Below are 20,052 nucleotides of genomic sequence, written 5' to 3'. Positions count from 1 at the left end.
CGGTTATCCACAGAATTCAGCCATCCATTATGATTAAATCTCACACTTCTCATTCGTTTGGCTGAGTGCCCGTCTGTAGATAAGAGTCTTAGCTACGAATTGTGGATAAAACACCGGCTAATTGCCTTAAGGGACTGTCCCCTGTGGGTAGCTGGTTGCATAACTGCGAGTTAGCTGAGCTTTATGCACAGGCGAGGGGCAAAGTTGCGAGCGAGATCCTGAGAAAATCGCGTGATTTTGGTAGCGTGCCTGTGGCCTAGGGCGCTAGTGTTGCCTAGCCATTTCCGCTAGAATGCGGGCAACTCGACAAAATTAACAAAAACACGACTTCTGTCAGGAGAGACGAATGCTGAACAAAGCGATGAACATTGCCGATTTTGATCCCGAATTGCATCAGGCAATTGTCAACGAAACTCGCCGCCAAGAAGAGCATATCGAACTGATTGCCTCTGAGAACTACACCAGCCCACGCGTATTAGAAGCGCAAGGCTCTCAGCTGACCAACAAGTACGCCGAAGGCTATCCGAGCAAGCGTTACTACGGCGGTTGCGAATACGTTGATATCGCAGAAGAATTGGCCATCAAACGCGCCAACGAACTGTTCGGCTCAGACTACGCCAACGTTCAGCCACACTCAGGCTCTCAAGCCAACTCGGCAGTATTCATGGCACTGCTAACTCCAGGCGACACTGTACTGGGCATGAGCCTAGACCACGGCGGTCACCTGACTCACGGCTCTCCAGTTAACTTCTCTGGTAAGCACTACAAAGCCATCCCATACGGCATCGACAATGAAACTGGCGAGCTGGACTACAACAACATTCGCGAGTTGGCCCAAGAGCACAAGCCTAAGATGATCATCGGCGGTTTCTCGGCCTACTCTGGTGTGGTTGATTGGGCCAAGATGCGTGAGATTGCCGACGAAGTAGGTGCTTACTTATTCGTAGATATGGCACACGTTGCTGGTCTGGTTGCCGCAGGTGTCTATCCAAACCCTGTACCTCACGCACACGTGGTTTCTACCACCACTCACAAGACTCTAGCTGGTCCTCGCGGCGGTCTGATTCTGTCCGCTGAAGGCGATGAGACGCTTTACAAAAAGTTGAACTCAGCGGTATTCCCAGGTGGTCAAGGTGGTCCTCTGATGCACGTTATCGCGGCAAAAGCGGTAGCCTTTAAAGAAGCGCTAGAGCCAGAGTTTAAAACTTACCAAGCGCAAGTGGTGAAAAACGCTCAAGCCATGGCTAGTGAATTCATCGCGCGCGGTTTTAACGTCGTCTCTGGCGGTACTCACAACCACTTGTTCTTACTAGACCTCATCGACAAAGACATCACAGGTAAAGATGCCGACGCCGCCTTGGGCGCTGCTAACATCACGGTCAACAAGAACTCGGTTCCAAATGACCCGCGTTCTCCGTTTGTGACGTCAGGTCTTCGTATCGGCTCGCCAGCGATCACTCGCCGTGGCTTTAAAGAAGACGAAGCGCGTCTACTGACCGGTTGGATCTGCGATGTGCTAGAGAACATGGGCGATGACGCAGTTATTGAGCGTGTTAAAGGTCAAGTTCTTGAGCTTTGCGGCCGCTTCCCGGTATACGCATAAGCGCTTTTAGGTCCATTGCGCTGACAAAGCTCGATGGACCTAAACCTCAGTTTGACCATGTTTTGGCAGGTTTTTATTGAGATCTGCCAAATTTGCCCCCACATCTAGTTGCAAACTGGCTCCCTAGCGGGCATAAACCCAATACTCGCACCTGAAAGTTCCTTCGGAGGTTCCATGCACTGTCCTTTTTGCAGCGCCAATGACACCAAAGTCATCGATTCGCGCTTAGTTGCCGATGGCCATCAGGTGCGTCGTCGACGCAGTTGCAATGTCTGCAGCGAACGTTTCACCACCTTTGAAACCGCTGAGCTAGTGATGCCACGCATCATTAAACATGACGGTACTCGTCAGCCTTTCGACGAAGATAAGCTCAGAAACGGCATTCAGCGCGCGGTAGAAAAGCGCCCGGTCTCCACCGAGCAAATTGAAAACAGCGTCAGTAAAATCAAATCATCGCTGCGTGCTACCGGCGAGCGCGAAGTCGACAGCTCCATGGTAGGCAATCTGGTGATGGACCAACTCAAAGAGCTCGACAAGGTGGCTTACATACGTTTTGCCAGTGTGTATCGCGCCTTTGAAGATGTCAGCCAATTTGGCGAAGCGATTGCTAGCCTCGAGAAGATGTAGCCCGTGACTCCTTTCGGCTTGGACGCTCACAGCGGATAACCCTCCCATGTCTCTCTCGCCCGCGGTTACCGATACCATCTATATGCAACGCGCCATACGCTTGGCGCGTAAGGGGCGCTATTCCACTTCGCCCAACCCCCGCGTCGGCTGTGTGATTGTCAAAAACCAAAAGGTTGTTGGCGAGGGGTATCACATCGCCGCTGGTGGACCGCACGCCGAAGTCCATGCGCTCAAAGCCGCAGGGGCTAACGCTCAAGGTGCTACTGCTTACGTTACCCTAGAGCCTTGCAGTCATTTCGGTCGTACCCCGCCTTGCGCGCAAGCACTGATTAAAGCCAAAGTCGCTCGAGTGGTGATTGCTATGCAAGACCCAAATCCGCAGGTCGCTGGACGCGGCAATAAAATGCTAGAAGAGGCTGGCATCGAAGTGGTGTCTGGCGTACTTGAAGCACAGGCCAAAGCGCTCAATCCGGGCTTTATCAAGCGTATGCTCACCGGCTTGCCGTATGTTCGAGTTAAGCTCGGTGCAACGCAGGACGGTAAAACCGCTTTGGCCAATGGTCAGTCAAAATGGATAACTGGCGCGGCGGCTCGAGCTGATGTGCAGGATTGGCGCGCTCAGAGCTGTGCGGTACTCACAGGTCGCGGTACCGTATCCGCAGACGACCCAAGTCTACTGGTGCGTCCTGAGCAGTGGGCGCAAATGGGCCGCGATAAAGAACTACTAAAAGATCTCAAACAACCGCTACGAGTGGTGTTAGACCGCCAGGCCCAGCTCACTCCAGATTTTCAAATGATGCAAGATGGCTCGCCCACCTTGCTCATCAGCCAAAAAAACTACTCAGAGCAAAATTGGCCGCAGTCCGTTTCACGTACCAAGCTAGTTGCAGACGGCCAGCTCAAGCCGATACTTGAGCATCTAGCCGCGAAGGGCATCAACGAAGTACTCGTAGAAGCTGGCGCCACTCTGGCCGGAGCTTTTGTTGAGCAAGGCCTCGCAGACGAGCTAATTTTGTATCAAGCTGACAAATTAATTGGTGCAGATGGTCGTAATTTACTAAACCATGATGCACTTACCAGAATGGAACAGGTACCAGTGTTATCGTGCGTCGACCGTCGTCAAATTGGCGAGGATACTCGCAGCATTTACCGAATGAGCTAGTGTTTACAGGAACTCATGTTTACAGGAATCATTGAGGCCGTTGGCCATATTGAAAGTATCGCTCAAAGCGATAAAGGCCTTGCGCTTAAGGTGAACAGTGGCAAATTGCCGCTAGAAGGCACAGGGCTGGGTGATTCGATTGCCACCAATGGCGTGTGCTTAACCGTCACCGAGCTGTTTGCCAACGGCTATACCGCTTATGTTTCGGCAGAAACTGTCGCGTTAACCGGGTTTGCCCACTATAAGGTTGGCCAGAAGGTGAACCTCGAACGCGCGGTGACTCCCAACACTCGCTTAGGCGGGCATATGGTCTCAGGCCATGTGGATGGTATGGCCAAGTGCGTCGAGCGCAATGCCCTTGGTGAAGCCATAGAGTTTTGGATTGAACCACCGGCTGAGCTTGCGCGCTACATACCGCACAAAGGCTCGGTCACCATTGATGGTGTTAGCTTGACCGTGAATCAGCTCGACGGTGCTCGCTTTCGATTGACTATTGTCCCACATACCGCATTAGAAACCACATTAGTGGACCTGCAAGTGGGTGACAGTATCAATTTGGAAGTGGACCTGATTGCCCGTTACCTAGAGCGCCTAATGCAAGGGCGCAGCGCCGAAGGTAATGCCAGCCAAGGGGTGACCATGGCGCAGTTAGCCAAAGCAGGTTTTGCTTAACACTGCCCGGGCTTAACACAGCCAGAGCTCAGCGTAGTCACGGCTTAGCGCAGGCAGGGTTTAGACCCAAGCCTGTGGATAAACAGGCCGCTTATTCGGGTAGGGGACAGTCCCCTGTGTATAAGTTGGTCTGTTTTCGAACGAAATATGTCAGTTATCAACAGGGGACAGTCCCCTCATAAAAAATTAAGAAGTAAGGATGCCCCATGGCACTGAACAATATTGAAGAAATCATCGAAGACATGGCCGCCGGTAAGATGGTGATCCTAATGGACGACGAAGATCGGGAGAACGAAGGCGACCTGATTCTAGCAGCGGACAAGGTGACCCCTGAGGCGATCAACTTTATGGCGACCCACGGCCGTGGTTTGATTTGCTTGACCCTGACTCGCGAGCGTTGCCAGCAGCTCAACCTGCCTTTGATGGTCTCCAACAACAACGCCCAATATTCCACTAACTTCACTGTGTCGATTGAAGCGGCGGAAGGTGTTACCACTGGTATCTCGGCGCACGACCGATCACGCACGGTAGAAGCGGCTGTGGCCCAAGACGCAGTGGCGGCGGACATTGTTCAGCCTGGCCACATCTTTCCGCTAATGGCGCAAGAAGGTGGTGTGTTGGTTCGCGCCGGTCACACCGAAGCCGGTTGTGATTTGGCCCGTTTGGCCGGTTGTGAGCCTGCCTCGGTTATCGTTGAAATTCTGAACGAAGACGGCACCATGGCCCGTCGTCCCGACCTCGAGATTTTTGCCAAGCAGCACGGCATCAAGATGGGCACCATTGCCGACTTGATTGAGTATCGCAATCACAAAGAAACCACTGTGGTTCGCGAAGCTAAGTGCAAAATGCCGACTCGCTTTGGCGACTTTGAGCTGATTACTTACCGCGACACCATTGATAATCAGCTCCACTATGTCATGAAGAAAGGTGTGATGAAAAACGGCGAAGTGGGCGACAACCCACTGGTACGCGTGCATCTGCAAAACACCATCAACGACATTTTGTACTCAGAGCGCGACCAATCGCGCAGCTGGCCACTCGACAAGGCGCTTGAGCGCATTGGTAAAGAAGGCGGCTTGATGGTTTTGCTAGGCCACGAAGAGACCTCTGAGCAACTGCTACAAAAGCTAAAAACCTTTGAAGCAGAAGATGAAGGCGAAGTGCCAGTGAGCGCCAAGTGGCAAGGCACCAGTCGTACTGTGGGTATCGGCTCGCAGATTTTAGCGGACTTGGGCGTGCACAACATGCGTCTGATGAGCTCGCCTAAGGTGTATCACGCACTGTCGGGCTTTGGTCTAGAAGTGACCGAGTACGTCGAAGAATAACCAAATGCGCCCGTGTGCAGCGGGCGTTTTTATACCATAAAAAACAGGCCACATTCGGCCTAATAAAAAGACACGCAGCGCTTAGGCTTTTTTGCTATCATAGCGCCGCATTGACTTGGATTGGTTCGCGTTTGACGAGCTAAACACCAGAATAGGAAGAACAATGAAAGTCATCGAAGGCAAAATTGCAGCTAAACAGGCGAACATCGCCATTGTCGTATCTCGCTTTAATAGCTTTATCGTAGAGAGCCTGCTTGAAGGCGCCAAAGACACGCTAGTGCGCTTTGGTGAAATCGATGAGAGCCAAATCACCGTGGTTCGTGTACCTGGTGCGTTTGAGCTACCTTTGGCCGCTCGTCGCGTGGCAGCGACTGGCAAATTTGACGCCATTATTGCCCTAGGCGCGGTAATCCGCGGTGGCACGCCGCACTTCGACTTTGTCGCCGGCGAGTGCAACAAGGGCCTAGCCCAAGTCATGCTAGAGTTCGATACGCCAGTATCTTTCGGTGTGTTGACCACAGACACTATTGAACAAGCCGTTGAGCGCGCCGGCACCAAAGCCGGAAACAAAGGTGGCGAAGCTGCCCTTGGCGCATTAGAAATGATCAACGTGCTGCAGAATTTGGAAGAGCAACTGTAATATGAAGCCATCTGAGCGTCGTAAAGCCCGCCGTCTAGCGGTGCAAGCGATCTATTCTTGGCAACTGAGCGGCAATGCCGTTGCAGATGTCGAGTTGAATATTTTGACCGAGCAAGAAACCAAGGGCGTAGACGTCGACTATTTTCGTGAGCTGTTTACCGGCGTAGCGACTCAGGCGTCAAACCTAGACGAGGCGATTAAGCCTTGGCTGGACCGCAACTTGGAAGAAGTTGACCCGGTCGCCAAAGCGATTCTCAGATTGGGCGCTTTCGAACTGATTCATCGTAAGGATGTGCCGTACAAGGTGGTGATTAACGAATCCATCGAGTTGGCCAAGTCCTTTGGCGCGGAAGACGCGCACAAGTTCGTCAATGGCGCGCTAGACAAGCTAGCCGCCTCTCAGTAGCAGCCAGAACAGAGGAAGGCGACCAACAGGTCGCCTTTTATTTTTGTGAAAGAATTCGAGCTGATTAAGCGTTTCTTTGAAAACAAAGGTCCTAAGCGCAAAGACGTATTGCTTGGCGTAGGCGATGATTGTGCCATTGTGCACTCGCCAGCCGAGCGGGACTTGGTGGTGTCTTGCGATACCCTGGTGGAAGGCGTTCACTTTTTAGCGGATATGCCGCCAGAAGCACTGGCCCACAAAGCGGTGGCCGCCAATCTGTCGGACTTGGCAGCGATGGGGGCAGAGCCTGCGTGGATGACGCTTGCGCTGACTATGCCTCGCGTGGACGAAGACTGGTTAGAAGGCTTTAGCCAGGGCATCGCTTCGATTTGCGAGTACTATCGAGTCCAGCTGATTGGTGGTGATACTTGTCGCGGCGAGCAGTTGTCGATGAGCATTACAGTTCACGGTCATCTGCCTCGTGGCAAAGGGCTGCGTCGCTCAGGAGCCAAGGCCGGTGACAATGTATACGTGACCGGCTATCTGGGTGATTCGGCACTGGGGCTGATGCATATTTTGGGTGAGAGTAGCCTCAATGAAAAGGCCGCTGAGCTAGCGTTGCAGCGTCATTATTACCCAACGCCTCGAGTGTTTGCAGGACAGGTTCTGCGGGATATTGCTAATGCTTGTATGGATTTGTCCGATGGGCTCTCATCCGACTTAGGCCATATGTTAGAACGCTCTGGCGTCGGTGCTGTGATTGAGGTTGACCAGCTGCCTTTGTCTGAAAACTTGGTTGAGTCGGTCGGCCGCGAGCACGCGATTGAGATGGCCTTAGCCGGTGGTGAAGACTACGAGTTGCTGTTTACCGTACCGCAATCGCAAACCGGTGTTTTGGATTTGGCACTCAAAGAAGCGGGTGTTAAGTTCAGTCGTATTGGCCAAATAAAGTCATCGCCTGAGCTGAATTATCGCTTGGATGGCAAAGCTTGGCGCTCGCAAGCCAAGGGCTATCAGCACTTCGAGTAGCAATTTAGGCTTCAGCAAGGGATTAGCAATTAAGTAGCCCATCGGTACAAAAAAATAAGAGTAAACCTGTGAGTCAAAACCCTCTCGACAAACTATCTCTGTCCAATCCAATTCACTTTTTGGCACTTGGATTTGGCAGTGGATTAGCCCCCAAAGCCCCCGGCACCTTTGGCACCTTAGCAGCACTGCCCCTTTACTGGCTGATGGCTGACTTGAGCTTAGGCGTCTATCTAGCCATTACTCTGGTGGTGTGTATCGCTGGTATCTATATCTGCGATAAAGCCTCAAAGGACATGGGCGTGCACGATCATGGCGCGATTGTCTGGGATGAAGTGGCCGGTCTTCTGATCACCTTTATCATGCTTCCCACCGGTTGGATTTGGTGGCTAATCGGCTTTGCGCTGTTTCGTTTGTTCGACATCCTCAAGCCCTGGCCAATCCGCTGGCTCGACGCCCGCGTGCACGGCGGTTTTGGGATCATGATTGACGACATCATAGCCGGCATTTTCGCGCTAATTTGCGTACAAGCCATCGCCGCGAGCGGCATCATCGCTTAAAACTTCAGTTTCTGTGGATAAAACAGCCGGTTTTAGGGGGAGGGGACAGTCCCCTGTGTATAAGTTGCTTGGTTTTTGCGCGATTTTGGCGAGTTACTAACAGGGGACTGTCCCCTGTTAGTACAAGAGTGCTAGAGTTCGATACCTAGGTTGCTGATGGGGTGGTCGCAAAGCTCGCGGCGCAGTGCCTTGGTTTGCTCGGCATCGGCTGGGTTGGCTTGCTCTACCCAGTCCAACAGTTGTTGTTGTACCGCTTTTTCTTCTTGCAGCATAGGGTGTTCAAAGCAGTGTTGCTTTAGCGCATCACCTTCCAAGTCTTGATGGTCAAAGGCTTCCACAAAACCAAGCACTGTGGCGGTGGATAGCTTAGAGACGTTTACCAACTCTTCGTCGTTCTTACTTTCCAATGCGTTTAGCATCACAACCAAAGACACTACAGCGTCCGCCGCCGGGCGTGCAGCGTAGAGCTCTTCTTCGTCGGGTTCAGGGGTAACTAGGTCGAGCTTGTCGAAGTGCGTCTCGTAGTTGACCTTGAGCTTGCGGTCATAGCACTTTTGCCATAATAGCTGAAGAGTGATGTCGAATTGCTTTTGCGCTTGCTCGGCTAACTCGCCGCCGCGCTGTTGCCAGAAAAAATCGAAGTTAGGCTTCATGCGCTGGGTTAGCGCCAAGGCAAACAGGTGTTTTTGAGCAAGGCTTAAGCCTTTGATGCGTTGAAAAAATCCGGCATTAGCGGACATGGGCTGTCTCCCAGACAAATGGCCATAGTCAATGTGAATCACGCTGATTGGCTTGCAAGTGAACTTGCCACGCACGCGTGCTTGCGGCTCGAAAAAGCACACGCGGCTCGCGAGCCTACTTGCCGCCCACCAAAGTACTCGTCACTCACAAGAGTATTCGGCTAGAGCTATTGTCCCGAATCGCTTGGCAAAGTCAGACTCTCCAGCAGCTCAGCCGCCGCCGATTCTACCTTAATTATCTCGTCGAGTAACTCTAATAACTCGGGCTCTAGGTCTTCTGGAGTTTGCCCTTGCTTGAGTGCCGTCTCAACGTCGGCACATTGGCGTTGCAGCGGGGCTACGCCGGCATAGCAACTGGCACCGTGCAACTTGTGCACGCTTTGCAGGCCCGCTTGGGTATCATTGCTACTGAGCGCGGCTTCGATGTCCTGATGCGCGCTCGGCAAACTATCGGCCAACATACGCACCATGTCCTGCGCCAATGCCGGGTCGTTATTGGCCTGGGCTAAGGCTAAGGTCCAATCGATGGCCAGTTGCGCAGGCTTTTGGTCGCTGTGCCCCTTGGCCATCCAATGGGCCAGAGTAGAACGCAACGCTGGCTCATCTATGGGTTTGGCCAGATAATCATCCATGCCTGAGCCCAAGTATTTGTGCTTCTCTTCAGCGAGGGTGTGTGCGGTGACGGCAATAATCGGTGTGGTGCGATTTTGGCCCACGCTGCGGATAACGCGAGTAGCGCTCAAACCATCGATGCCTGGCATTTGAATGTCCATGAAAATCACATCGAATTCACGCTGGCGACACTCGCGAATGGCCAAGTTGCCCGAGCTCACTGTGACCACCTCAGTGACTAACTCTTCTAGCAAGGTTTTTATCAACTTCAGATTCGATGGGTTGTCGTCCACCGCCAACACTCGGCCTTGGGCTTTTGGCTCGCTCATCACATAGGCTTGCTCGACCGGTTCGGCGCTGGCGAGGGGTACCGAGCTCTCTGCGGGCTGCCCACCAGGATAAAGCATATTGGCAATCAGCTGTTTATGGATAACCGGCAGCGACATCAAGCAGTCTTGATCACGTCGCAGCATGCCCTCGATTTCGGACAAGTCTTGGTTGTGGTGAGTCAAAATCAAACGCGGCGATATGGCTTGGGCGCGAGTGAGCAGCTCACCGGCGCGAAGCGAGTCGTAAAACTCATCTACTGCGAGTATCGCATAGTCAAAACTTTGCTCTTGGTTGAGCTGTTGCTCGAGCTGTGAAGGCTGAGTAAAGGCGCTCACCTGCAGCTGATAATGCGCCAATGCGGCGGCCATCACCTGACGAGTTTGGTCTAGAGGCTGATACAAAAGCACGCGCTTACCCGATAACAGCTCAGCGGGCATCAAGTCTTTGATAGCGTATGGCGAGCTGGTTAGCGGTAGGCTAAACCAAAAGGTGGAGCCCACCCGTGGGGTCGATGAAAAGCCAATTTGGCCGCCCATTTTGCTCACAAGGCGCTTACAAATCGCCAGCCCCAAACCGGTACCGCCATAACGGCGCGTAATCGAAGAGTCAGCCTGATTAAAGGCTTGGAACAACTGCTCTTGCTGGCTGGTACTAATCCCAATTCCAGAGTCTTTAATCTCGCCGCGGATATAGAGCTTTTCGCCCTCTTGGTTCATGGCCTTGAGAGTCACCTTAACCACGCCATCGTCGGTGAACTTAATGGCGTTGGCCACCAGATTCGAGATCACCTGACCGATGCGCATGCTATCGCCACACAAGCTCTCGGGAATACTGGGGTCCATCTCGACCACTAGCTCTAGGCGTTTGTCCACCGCAGCGGGTGACAACAAATCGACGGCTTGCTCAACGCACTCATACAGCGAAAATGGCAAGTGCTCTATGGTCATCTTATCCGCTTCAAGCTTGGACAAGTCCAAAATGTCGTTAATGATGGTCAGAAGGTTGCGAGCGCTATTTTCGATGGTGCGTAAGTAGTCTCGCTGACTGCGATGCAGCTGAGTTTTTTGCAGCTGACGAGTAAAGCCAATAATGCCGTTTAGCGGCGTACGCAACTCGTGCGACATGTTGGCCAAAAAGTCGGTTTTGATTTGGCTGGCGGTTTCGGCCTTGCGCTTAGCAATGTCCAACTCGACGTTTTGAATCTCGATTTGCTCAATGGTCTGGCGCAAATCCGAGGTGGCCTGGTCAATCGAGTTCTGCATTTCTTGGTGATAGTCGTACAGCGACATGGCCATGTCGTTGATACCCAGCTTTAAGGAGTTCAACTCACCAATCAGCTCCTCGTCGATGCGCGCATCTAGCTCGCCTTTGCGAATGCGCGCTACCTGATCCACCATCTGACTGATGGGCCGGGTCACGCTGCGCACTAGTTTGAACGAGAAGAACAAGTTCAGCTGCACCCCAAGCAGCACGATAATAAAGGCCGCCACCGCACTGCGGTGCTGGGCCAACATAATGTGCTCTTTATTGAGGTGCATGGAGACGTAACCGAGAATGTGCTCAGGTTTGGGCGCCTCTGAGAAATCGTGCTCGTGGCTTAATACTGGGGTTCGCACAATCAACGCGTTGCCAATGTGCTCAATTTGGGTTTGCTTAAGGGTAGATACCGGCCCCTTTAAACGCATCAACTCAAACTCGCGATGATACGAGGTGGTCACATGGTTGATGTTTTGCGCGGTAAACACTGCAATCGCTTTGATGAGCGTGCTCTTTTTTTGCTGCGCGGCGGTGATGATGTGCTTTATTTGGGTGCGGTCGGCCGAGGAAAAGCCCGGCTCGGTGGCCAGCGCTAAGGGCTCGGCAATGTCGATGGCCTGATTGACCAGGGTTTCTTCGAGGTCGTGAATTCGAGTGAAGGTAAAATAGCTGCCCAACAACAAGCCCACCAAAATGGTTGGCGCCAGTGCCAATAACAGCACCCAAGATCTCAGGCTATAGTTGGTAGTCTTCATGCATTGCTTACCCGCAGGTGACAGCGGCTAAAGTTTCAGGCAAAGTGCCCAGCTTGTTTGAATTATCGCTCCAGAATAGCACGCTCAGCGATAGATGTAATCTTTAACCAGGGGCCGAGTATGGCGCAGTTTTTTAAAGCAAAACCCAAAGCCAGCAAAGGCTTAGCAAAAGCCATTGAGCTGACTATCGAACGCTTAGACCACCAAGGGGCCGGTATTGCCGAGCACAGTGGTCAGGTGGTGTTCGTTCCAGGGGCTTTGCCAGGCGAGAAGGTCAAAGCTCAGCTTAGCCAACAGAAAAAACGCTTCGCCCACGCCAAATTGATTAAGGTACTAAGCCCCAGCGAGCATCGCATAGCCCCCCAGTGCCCCCATTACGCACAATGCGGTGGCTGTGATTTGCAGCATTTGGCTATCGAGCAACAACGCCAAGCCAAAGCCGCTAGCTTGCAAAGCTTAATCGCTAAGTACTCAAAGCAGCCACTGCCGACTCTTCAACCGGCGATAACTGCTGACCAATGGGGCTATCGCCGCCGCACTCGCTTGTCGCTAAAGCCCAAGCCGAGCGGCGGCTTTGCCTTTGGTTTTCGCGCCAAGGCCTCGGACAAAATTATCGATATCCAAGAATGCCCGATTCTAGAGCCTCAACTGGCTAAGTGTTTATCCGAGCTTCGCCAAACTTTAAGCGCGATGCGCAACATCAAGGCCATTGGCCACATTGAACTGATACAAGCGGGCGAGCAGTCAATCCTCTTGTTGCGCTTACTCAAATCGCTAAACTCCAAAGACATGAACAGCTGGCAAGCCCTTGCTCAATCTCAAGGGTTGCGTTTACTCGCTCGCGACAATCAAGGGCAGCATCAAGCGCTTGATGGCGGCGAGCTCAACTTTGCTTACGCCGTTCAAGCGGCAAAGGAAGAGCCCAAGCTCGACATTGGCTTTCAGCCCGACGCTTTTATTCAAGTCAACGACCAGATCAACCAGCAAATGGTGGCGCAAGCGGTAGAGTGGCTGGCACCGAGCCCAAACGAACGCATTCTTGACCTGTTTTGCGGCGTCGGTAACTTCAGCCTGCCTATCGCGGCGCAGCAGCCCAAAGCTGAGGTGATTGCGGTAGAAGGGGTTAAAGAGATGGTGGCGCAAGGGCGTGACAACGCCAAAAGCGCCGCTCTAGATAACCTTACTTTTTACCACGAAGACTTGTCTGACTTTGAGTTGAGACGTCCTTGGCTTGAGCCTTGTGACAAGTTATTACTTGACCCTGCTCGCGCCGGTGCCGCTGAGGTACTGACCCAACTGGCAAAACTACAACCCAACACAGTAGTTTACGTATCGTGCAACCCGGCCAGTTTAGCGCGCGACAGTCAGATTTTGTTGGAGCAGGGCTACCAGCTCAAAAAATTGAAGCTAGTGGATATGTTTCCGCAAACACATCATTTAGAATCGATAGCCTTATTTAGGAAAGTAGGGTAATTCAGCATGGTAGCGGTACGCGAGTCTCATTTTGCCGGTCCGGATTTTGATTTAAACGCTTGGGTTGAGCGTTATTGTCCTGAGCTTGAACAGGCACCGAGTTTGCTGCGCGTTATCGAGGCTGTGATGAGTTTGGCCCAGAGCCACTGCAACGACGAAGAGCATCTGCATTTGTGCTCGGCCCGCTGCCGTGAGCTTATCGAAATCCTGTCGCCACTCAACATGGACTTGGAAACTCTACAAGCCGCCGTGCTGTTTGTGGCTAACGAAGAAGGCTGGATTGAACTCGAGCAAATCGAAGAGGACTTTGGCAAGAACCTCGCCACCTTAGTGCAAAGCGTGCAGGCGATGGACGCCATTCGCACCCTAAATCTCAGCCAAAGCGCAAACCCTGGTCAAATCGACAATCTCAGACGCATGCTCCTAGCCATGGTCGAGGACGTGCGCGCCGTGGTGATTAAACTCGCCGAGCGCGTGGTGCTGCTGCGCGAAGCCAAAACCCTGCCAGAAACCGAGCGGGTACTGCTGGCCCGCGAAATTGCCGAAGTGTTTGCACCACTGGCCAACCGCTTAGGGATAGGTCAGCTGAAATGGGAGCTTGAAGACTTAGCCTTCCGCTACCAACACCCAGATACCTACAAAGACATTGCTCGTTTGCTGGATCAAAAGCGCATCGATCGTGAACAGTACATTGAAGCTTTTGTCGCTAAGGTCCAGCACAGACTCGACGAAGAGCATGTCAAAGGCAAGGTCTACGGCCGGCCCAAACACATCTATTCCATATGGAAGAAGATGCAAAACAAACAGCTGCAATTCGACAAGCTGTTTGATGTGCGCGCAGTGCGAATCGTTACCGAGCGTCTGCAAGACTGCTACGCCGCACTTGGGGTGGTGCACTCGCTGTTTAAGCACATTCCGCAAGAATTTGATGACTATGTGGCCAACCCCAAGCCCAATGGCTACCAGTCGATTCACACTGTGGTTTTAGGCCCAGAAGGGCGCACGGTGGAGATTCAAATTCGCACCGATGACATGCACCAAGACGCCGAGCTTGGGGTCGCTGCTCACTGGAAATACAAAGAAGGCGGCAGTGGTGGCAAACCGTCGGGCTACGAAGAGAAAATCAACTGGCTACGCAAGATTTTACAGTGGCAAGAAGACGTGGCCGAGTCGGGCAATCTGGTGGACGAAATTCGCTCGCAAGTGTTTGAAGATCGCGTGTATGTCTTTACCCCTGGCGGCGAAGTAGTGGACTTACCTCTGGGTTCTACCGTGTTGGATTTTGCCTACTACATTCACTCGCAAGTGGGTCACAAAGCGATTGGTGCCAAAGTGGATGGCCGCATCGTGCCCTTTACCTATCAAGTGGCCACCGGCGAGCGGGTGGAAATCATCACTTCCAAGCAGCCCAACCCTAAGCGCGATTGGTTAAATCCCAACTTGGGCTACATCTATTCAAGCCGTGCTCGCTCCAAAATTTCTCACTTCTTTAAGCTCGAAGACAAAGACAAGAACCAGGCGGCGGGTAAAGAAATTCTAGAAAACGAGTTGGGAAAAATCGGTCTTAATATCAGTGACGCTGAAACCGCCATTGAGCGCTTTAACGTGCATTCGCTGGAAGACTTAATGGCGGCGGTGGGTGCCGGTGATGTGCGTATTAACCAAGTCATCAACCACATTCAATCGCGCCAGCGCAGCAGCGAAGATAAGCAAGACGAAGATCTCGAAAAACTGCTCAAGAAAACCGCGCCAAGCTCTAAGCCCACCAAAGGGCAAATCGAAGTGGAAGGGGTGGGCAATTTGATGACCCACATCGCTGGTTGCTGTCACCCACTGCCTGGCGATCCGATTCAAGGTTTTATTACTCAGGGGCGCGGTATTAGTGTGCACAGAAGCGACTGCCCTCAGCTCAAGGAACTCTTGTCTAAATCCCCTGAACGCGCCGTGGATGTGGTCTGGGGCGAGAATTACAGTGGCGGCTATCGAGTCAAACTTAAAGTGATTGGCAGCGAGCGTCCGGGACTGCTAAGAGACGTCACTACGTTATTGGCCAATGAGAAAATCAACGTGGTCAGCATGGCGACGTCCTCAGATGCTAAGCGCCAATTACACACGGTGGATCTTGAGTTGGAATTCAACAATATCGACGGCCTGTCTCGAGTAATGCACAAGATGGAACAAATTCCCGGCATTATTGAAAGCAAACGCCAGTAGGGACCGAATGAGCAACTCCGACGCTAATACCAAGGGCAACGTCAAAACCAACTCCCTTGCCGAAAACCAATGGCTTGAGAGCCGGCAGGCGCTATCCCGTTTGCTTGAGTTGATGCAAACCCTGCGCAGCGACAATGGCTGCGCTTGGGATAAGGCGCAAACCTACCAAAGCATAGTGCCCCATACTCTCGAAGAAGCCTACGAGGTTGCCGAAACCATAGAGCTCGGCGAGCTTGACGAGTTACCCGGAGAACTCGGCGATCTCCTGTTTCAAGTGGTGTTCTACGCCCAAATCGCACGCGAGGAAGGCCGCTTTGATTTTGCCCAAGTGGCCAATGGAATTACCGACAAGCTTACCCGCCGTCATCCGCACATATTTGGACAGTCACTAGGTGTGCCTGCCGACAACGCGCAACAGGCTCTAGGTCAATGGGAAGCCCTCAAACAACAAGAGCGCCACGCCAAAGCCCAAACCTCGTTAATGGACGATATTCCATTAGCCTTGCCAGCCTTAACTCGCGCCAACAAAATCCAAAAACGCGCCGCCAGCGTGGGTTTTGATTGGGGCGAATTACCGCCTGTGGTAGACAAAATCAAAGAGGAAATCGACGAGGTGCTGGTGGAAGTTAACTGTGCAAACCCTGACAAGGCACGCATAGAAGATGAAATCGGCGATTTGCTATTTGCAACGGTCAACCTGGCACGTCACCTAAAAATTAATCCAGAACAAGCGCTACGAGGGGCTAACCGCAAGTTTGCCAAGCGTTTTAGAGGGGTAGAACAAAGCGTCGAGAGCAGCGGCCGGGCTTTTGACGAGCATACCCTCGAGCAGTTAGAAGACTATTGGCAACAGGCAAAACTGCACACTAAAGACGACTGAAGGCCCGAGCACCGACCAATAAAGTGTTCAAAACAGCGCCTTTTGGGTGCTTTTTGTCTGTGTCGCGTAAATTGCCAATTGTGACCCCCACCTCGCTTTGGTATACTAATTTCCCGTCCGAATGACCCATTTCTTTTATACTTGGTCATTCATCCCAAAGTCTTACATTCTCAGGTTCAACATGACTACACGATACATTTTCGTTACCGGTGGCGTGGTTTCTTCATTGGGTAAAGGGATTGCGGCGGCCTCGCTGGCAGCTATTCTTGAAGCCCGTGGTTTAAAAGTCACCATTATGAAATTGGATCCCTACATTAACGTGGATCCCGGCACCATGAGCCCAACTCAGCACGGTGAAGTATTTGTCACCGAAGACGGCGCCGAAACCGACTTGGACCTGGGGCACTACGAGCGTTTCATTCGCACCAAAATGAGCCGTCGCAACAACTTCACTACCGGCGCTATTTACGCCGATGTGTTGCGCAAAGAGCGTCGCGGCGACTACTTGGGTGCTACTATTCAGGTGATTCCGCACATTACCAACGCCATTAAAGAGCGCGTTATTGCGGGTGGTGAGGGCAACGACGTGGCCATCGTTGAGATTGGCGGCACCGTGGGTGACATCGAGTCATTACCTTTCCTAGAAGCCATTCGTCAGTTGGGTGTGGAACTTGGCCGCGAGCGCGCCATGTACATGCACCTGACTCTAGTACCTTACCTAGGCGCTGCTGGCGAAGTGAAAACCAAGCCGACTCAGCACTCGGTGAAAGAGCTGCGCTCGATTGGTATTCAGCCAGACATCCTAATTTGTCGTTCAGACCGTGTAGTACCGGCCAACGAACGCGCTAAGATTGCGCTGTTCTGTAACGTCGAAGAGAAAGCGGTTATCTCGATGAAGGACGTGGACAGCATCTACAAGATTCCAGCCCTACTCAAGTCACAGCATTTGGATAGCCTAGTGGTACGTCGCTTCCACCTAGACTGCCCAGAAGCGGACCTAACCGAGTGGGAAACCGTAATTTACGAAGAAGCCAACCCGACCCGCGAAGTGGTTATCGGTATGGTAGGTAAATACATCGAACTGCCGGATGCCTACAAGTCGGTCAACGAAGCACTGAAGCACGCCGGTCTTAAGAACCGCGTCTCGGTGACCATTCAATACGTTGACTCACAAGACATTGAAGCCAAAGGCACTGAGATCCTGTCTAAACTCGACGGTATTCTGGTACCCGGTGGCTTTGGCGAGCGTGGTGTTGAGGGCAAGATCATGGCCGCTCAGTACGCTCGTGAAAACAAGGTGCCTTACCTAGGTATTTGTCTGGGTATGCAGGTAGCGCTGATTGAGTTCGCTCGTAACGTGGCCGGCATGCAAGATGCTCACTCAACCGAGTTCAACGCCGAAACCCCGTACCCTGTGGTTGGTCTTATCACCGAGTGGTTGGACGCCGATGGCGATGTGGAAGTGCGTACCGAAGAGTCAGATTTGGGCGGCACCATGCGCGTCGGTGCGCAGCTGTGCCACTTGGTCGAAGGCACCAAAGCGCAAGCGATTTACGGTGACACTTGCATTGAGCGTCACCGTCACCGCTACGAAGTGAACAACACCTTCCGCGATCGTCTGTCAGAAGCTGGCCTAGTATTCTCTGGCCTGTCTACCGATAAGAAGCTGGTGGAAATGATCGAAATTCCTGGCCACCCTTGGTTCATCGCCGGTCAATTCCACCCGGAATTCACCTCGACCCCAAGAGACGGTCACCCGTTATTTGAAGGCTTTGTGGCCGCTGCCAATCAGTTTGGTTTGGGCGACGAAGAGTAAGGCTTCAAACGCGCCGCAACGCATTCGTTGCGGCGTTTTTATTATAAAAAACGAATTACTTTACAAAGTGTTTTTTAAAAACACTTTTCTAAAAACTTAGCAAACAAGATTCGAGGACAAGATGGCAAACATCGTTAAAGTTTTGGGTCGCGAAATCATGGATTCGCGCGGTAACCCGACTGTTGAAGCCGAAGTTCACCTTGAGGGTGGCTTTATTGGCATGGCGGCTGCACCGAGCGGCGCATCTACTGGTACTCGCGAAGCCCTTGAGCTGCGCGACGGCGACAAGGCTCGCTACCTAGGCAAAGGCGTATTTACCGCCGTTGCTAACGTAAACGATAAGATTGCTCCAGCTTTGGTTGGTGTTGATGCGCGCGAGCAAGCGGCACTAGATCAAATCATGATTGATTTGGACGGCACCGACAACAAAGAAACCCTAGGCGCGAACGCGATTTTGGCGGTTTCTCTAGCTGCTGCTAAAGCCGCTGCTGCTGCCAAAGGCATGCCTTTGTACGCTCACATCGCCGAGCTAAACGGCACAGCTGGCCAATACAGCATGCCACTGCCAATGATGAACATCCTCAACGGTGGTGAGCACGCCGACAACAACGTCGACATTCAAGAGTTCATGGTTCAGCCGGTATCTGCCCCTAGCTTCCGCGAAGGTCTGCGTATGGGTGCTGAAATCTTCCACGCGCTGAAAAAAGTACTGCAAGGCCGTGGCCTGAGCACTGCTGTGGGTGACGAAGGCGGTTTTGCGCCTAACCTAGCCTCTAACGCTGAAGCTCTGGCTGTGATTAAAGAAGCCACCGCCAACGCAGGTTACGTACTAGGTAAAGACGTAACCCTAGCACTGGACTGCGCTGCCTCTGAGTTCTACAAAGACGGTCAGTACGTACTAAGCGGAGAAGACAAGTCGTTCGACGCCAACGGTTTCTCTGACTATCTGGCTGAGCTTGTGGCTCAATACCCAATCGTGTCTATTGAAGACGGTTTGGACGAGTCAGACTGGGACGGTTGGGCCTACCAAACGCAAATCCTAGGCGATAAAATCCAACTGGTGGGTGACGATCTGTTCGTAACCAATACCAAGATTCTGACTCGAGGTATCGAGCAGAACATTGGTAACTCGATTCTTATCAAGTTCAACCAAATCGGTTCACTGACCGAGACTTTGAACGCGATTAAGATGGCCAAAGACGCAGGTTTCACCGCGGTTATCTCACACCGTTCTGGCGAAACCGAAGATGCGACCATCGCTGACTTGGCGGTAGGCACTGCAGCGGGCCAAATTAAGACTGGTTCACTGTGTCGCTCTGATCGTGTGGCTAAGTACAACCAGTTGCTGCGCATCGAAGAGCAGTTGGGCGATAAAGCCCCGTATCGCGGCCTAAGCGAAGTCAAAGGCCAGTAATTACTCGGCTTGTAAAAAGCTAGAGAAGGGAGGCTTCTTCTCGACCTTTGTTAAACGCCCAATGCTCTGTATTGGGCGTTTTGTTTTTTAAAGCGCTTGGTATCAGCGTTCAATCAAGCTCGCCTTTAAGATCTCGGATTCCCTGCTGGTCAAGTTAGTTCACCAAGTTTCAAATGCCTCGCGGCTTTGTTGCGATCCTGTAATGATTCAATCAAGCCTCTTTCTGGTTCGCTCAAAAAACCAGCGTCGCATGAGCTTGGATTTACTGCGCCTCAAAATTGCTATGAGTCGTGTGCTGTCCCAGAGTTTATTTTTGGTCGCTTTTCTTGCCAAGCGCTTAAACGCCAAAATCTAAGATTAACCGCCTATTTCTTCTCATTATTTTTGTAATCGAGTCAGTTAAATATTGATTGGGATCAAGGTGTGGTTGCGCCCGCCCAAAAACCCTTGCCAGCCGTTAATTTAGCTATTGCGATCTACCCGTTGAAGATGTAACTTCTCAGTTGCGCACGTTTACATTCTTATAACAAAGCCCTTAAGGGCAAATTCTTATATAGGGAA

The 20,052-nt window shown here is 52.2% G+C and carries 16 protein-coding genes; 14 read left to right on the top strand and 2 right to left on the bottom strand.

Going from position 1 to position 20,052, the window contains the following annotated elements:
* The first annotated feature begins 346 nt into the window (after positions 1-346).
* The 9 genes from glyA to CLC93_RS01610 all read left to right on the top strand — a co-directional run bounded on the left by glyA (position 347) and on the right by CLC93_RS01610 (position 8,000).
* Complete coding sequence (glyA, locus tag CLC93_RS01650; protein ID WP_095504197.1) at positions 347-1,603, top strand: serine hydroxymethyltransferase; 1,257 nt, start codon at positions 347-349, stop codon at positions 1,601-1,603.
* Between the two features lie 174 nt (positions 1,604-1,777).
* Positions 1,778-2,230, top strand: coding sequence for a transcriptional regulator NrdR (gene nrdR, locus CLC93_RS01645; RefSeq protein ID WP_095504196.1), 453 nt, complete (start codon positions 1,778-1,780; stop codon positions 2,228-2,230).
* Between the two features lie 46 nt (positions 2,231-2,276).
* Positions 2,277-3,392, top strand: coding sequence for a bifunctional diaminohydroxyphosphoribosylaminopyrimidine deaminase/5-amino-6-(5-phosphoribosylamino)uracil reductase RibD (gene ribD / locus CLC93_RS01640; protein ID WP_095504195.1), 1,116 nt, complete (start codon positions 2,277-2,279; stop codon positions 3,390-3,392).
* A gap of 15 nt (positions 3,393-3,407) precedes the next feature.
* Positions 3,408-4,064: a riboflavin synthase gene (locus CLC93_RS01635; RefSeq protein ID WP_095504194.1), complete on the top strand. Its 657-nt coding sequence runs from the start codon at positions 3,408-3,410 to the stop codon at positions 4,062-4,064.
* Positions 4,065-4,270: 206 nt separating this feature from the next.
* Positions 4,271-5,389 (top strand): bifunctional 3,4-dihydroxy-2-butanone-4-phosphate synthase/GTP cyclohydrolase II, encoded by a 1,119-nt coding sequence (ribBA, locus tag CLC93_RS01630; protein ID WP_095504193.1) that lies wholly within the window; start codon positions 4,271-4,273, stop codon positions 5,387-5,389.
* A gap of 163 nt (positions 5,390-5,552) precedes the next feature.
* Complete coding sequence (gene ribH, locus CLC93_RS01625) at positions 5,553-6,029, top strand: 6,7-dimethyl-8-ribityllumazine synthase (RefSeq protein WP_095504192.1); 477 nt, start codon at positions 5,553-5,555, stop codon at positions 6,027-6,029.
* 1 nt (position 6,030) lies between these two features.
* The gene (gene nusB / locus CLC93_RS01620; RefSeq protein ID WP_095504191.1) at positions 6,031-6,435 is read left to right on the top strand and encodes a transcription antitermination factor NusB; all 405 of its coding nucleotides are present in this window, start codon (positions 6,031-6,033) and stop codon (positions 6,433-6,435) included.
* A gap of 45 nt (positions 6,436-6,480) precedes the next feature.
* The gene (gene thiL, locus CLC93_RS01615) at positions 6,481-7,443 is read left to right on the top strand and encodes a thiamine-phosphate kinase (protein ID WP_095504190.1); all 963 of its coding nucleotides are present in this window, start codon (positions 6,481-6,483) and stop codon (positions 7,441-7,443) included.
* A 68-nt stretch (positions 7,444-7,511) separates the two neighbouring features.
* Positions 7,512-8,000: a phosphatidylglycerophosphatase A family protein gene (locus CLC93_RS01610; RefSeq protein WP_095504189.1), complete on the top strand. Its 489-nt coding sequence runs from the start codon at positions 7,512-7,514 to the stop codon at positions 7,998-8,000.
* Positions 8,001-8,131: 131 nt separating this feature from the next.
* Here the strand turns inward: CLC93_RS01610 and CLC93_RS01605 are convergent, their stop codons facing one another.
* The gene (locus CLC93_RS01605) at positions 8,132-8,740 is read right to left on the bottom strand and encodes a DUF416 family protein (protein WP_141237325.1); all 609 of its coding nucleotides are present in this window, start codon (positions 8,738-8,740) and stop codon (positions 8,132-8,134) included.
* Positions 8,741-8,907: 167 nt separating this feature from the next.
* Positions 8,908-11,694: a two-component sensor histidine kinase BarA gene (gene barA / locus CLC93_RS01600; RefSeq protein WP_095504187.1), complete on the bottom strand. Its 2,787-nt coding sequence runs from the start codon at positions 11,692-11,694 to the stop codon at positions 8,908-8,910.
* Between the two features lie 120 nt (positions 11,695-11,814).
* Between barA and rlmD the strand changes: the two genes are divergently transcribed.
* From rlmD to eno, 5 genes are all read left to right on the top strand, one after another.
* Positions 11,815-13,167, top strand: coding sequence for a 23S rRNA (uracil(1939)-C(5))-methyltransferase RlmD (rlmD, locus tag CLC93_RS01595; RefSeq protein WP_095504186.1), 1,353 nt, complete (start codon positions 11,815-11,817; stop codon positions 13,165-13,167).
* 6 nt (positions 13,168-13,173) lie between these two features.
* A complete protein-coding gene (gene relA, locus CLC93_RS01590; protein WP_095504185.1) occupies positions 13,174-15,381 on the top strand; it encodes a GTP diphosphokinase in 2,208 nt (735 codons plus the stop codon).
* A gap of 7 nt (positions 15,382-15,388) precedes the next feature.
* On the top strand, positions 15,389-16,261 hold the full coding sequence (gene mazG, locus CLC93_RS01585) for a nucleoside triphosphate pyrophosphohydrolase (protein WP_095504184.1): 873 nt from the start codon (positions 15,389-15,391) through the stop codon (positions 16,259-16,261).
* Positions 16,262-16,442: 181 nt separating this feature from the next.
* Positions 16,443-18,077: a CTP synthase gene (locus CLC93_RS01580; protein ID WP_095504183.1), complete on the top strand. Its 1,635-nt coding sequence runs from the start codon at positions 16,443-16,445 to the stop codon at positions 18,075-18,077.
* Between the two features lie 121 nt (positions 18,078-18,198).
* Positions 18,199-19,491, top strand: coding sequence for a phosphopyruvate hydratase (gene eno, locus CLC93_RS01575; RefSeq protein WP_095504182.1), 1,293 nt, complete (start codon positions 18,199-18,201; stop codon positions 19,489-19,491).
* Positions 19,492-20,052: the final 561 nt, after the last annotated feature.

The sequence above is a fragment of the Paraferrimonas sedimenticola genome, assembly GCF_002282855.1.
GTDB classification, from domain to species: Bacteria; Pseudomonadota; Gammaproteobacteria; order Enterobacterales; family Shewanellaceae; genus Paraferrimonas; species Paraferrimonas sedimenticola.
This window is presented reverse-complemented; position numbering and strand designations above follow the sequence as displayed.

Excerpts from the sequence above, each read along its gene's own strand:
- glyA (WP_095504197.1), top strand. The coding sequence starts at position 347 with ATGCTGAACAAAGCGATGAACATTGCCGATTTTGATCCCGAATTGCAT.
- nrdR (WP_095504196.1), top strand. The coding sequence starts at position 1,778 with ATGCACTGTCCTTTTTGCAGCGCCAATGACACCAAAGTCATCGATTCG.
- ribD (WP_095504195.1), top strand. The coding sequence starts at position 2,277 with ATGTCTCTCTCGCCCGCGGTTACCGATACCATCTATATGCAACGCGCC.
- CLC93_RS01635 (WP_095504194.1), top strand. The coding sequence starts at position 3,408 with ATGTTTACAGGAATCATTGAGGCCGTTGGCCATATTGAAAGTATCGCT.
- ribBA (WP_095504193.1), top strand. The coding sequence starts at position 4,271 with ATGGCACTGAACAATATTGAAGAAATCATCGAAGACATGGCCGCCGGT.
- ribH (WP_095504192.1), top strand. The coding sequence starts at position 5,553 with ATGAAAGTCATCGAAGGCAAAATTGCAGCTAAACAGGCGAACATCGCC.
- nusB (WP_095504191.1), top strand. The coding sequence starts at position 6,031 with ATGAAGCCATCTGAGCGTCGTAAAGCCCGCCGTCTAGCGGTGCAAGCG.
- CLC93_RS01605 (WP_141237325.1), bottom strand. The coding sequence starts at position 8,740 with ATGTCCGCTAATGCCGGATTTTTTCAACGCATCAAAGGCTTAAGCCTT.
- barA (WP_095504187.1), bottom strand. The coding sequence starts at position 11,694 with ATGAAGACTACCAACTATAGCCTGAGATCTTGGGTGCTGTTATTGGCA.
- rlmD (WP_095504186.1), top strand. The coding sequence starts at position 11,815 with ATGGCGCAGTTTTTTAAAGCAAAACCCAAAGCCAGCAAAGGCTTAGCA.
- relA (WP_095504185.1), top strand. The coding sequence starts at position 13,174 with ATGGTAGCGGTACGCGAGTCTCATTTTGCCGGTCCGGATTTTGATTTA.
- mazG (WP_095504184.1), top strand. The coding sequence starts at position 15,389 with ATGAGCAACTCCGACGCTAATACCAAGGGCAACGTCAAAACCAACTCC.
- CLC93_RS01580 (WP_095504183.1), top strand. The coding sequence starts at position 16,443 with ATGACTACACGATACATTTTCGTTACCGGTGGCGTGGTTTCTTCATTG.
- eno (WP_095504182.1), top strand. The coding sequence starts at position 18,199 with ATGGCAAACATCGTTAAAGTTTTGGGTCGCGAAATCATGGATTCGCGC.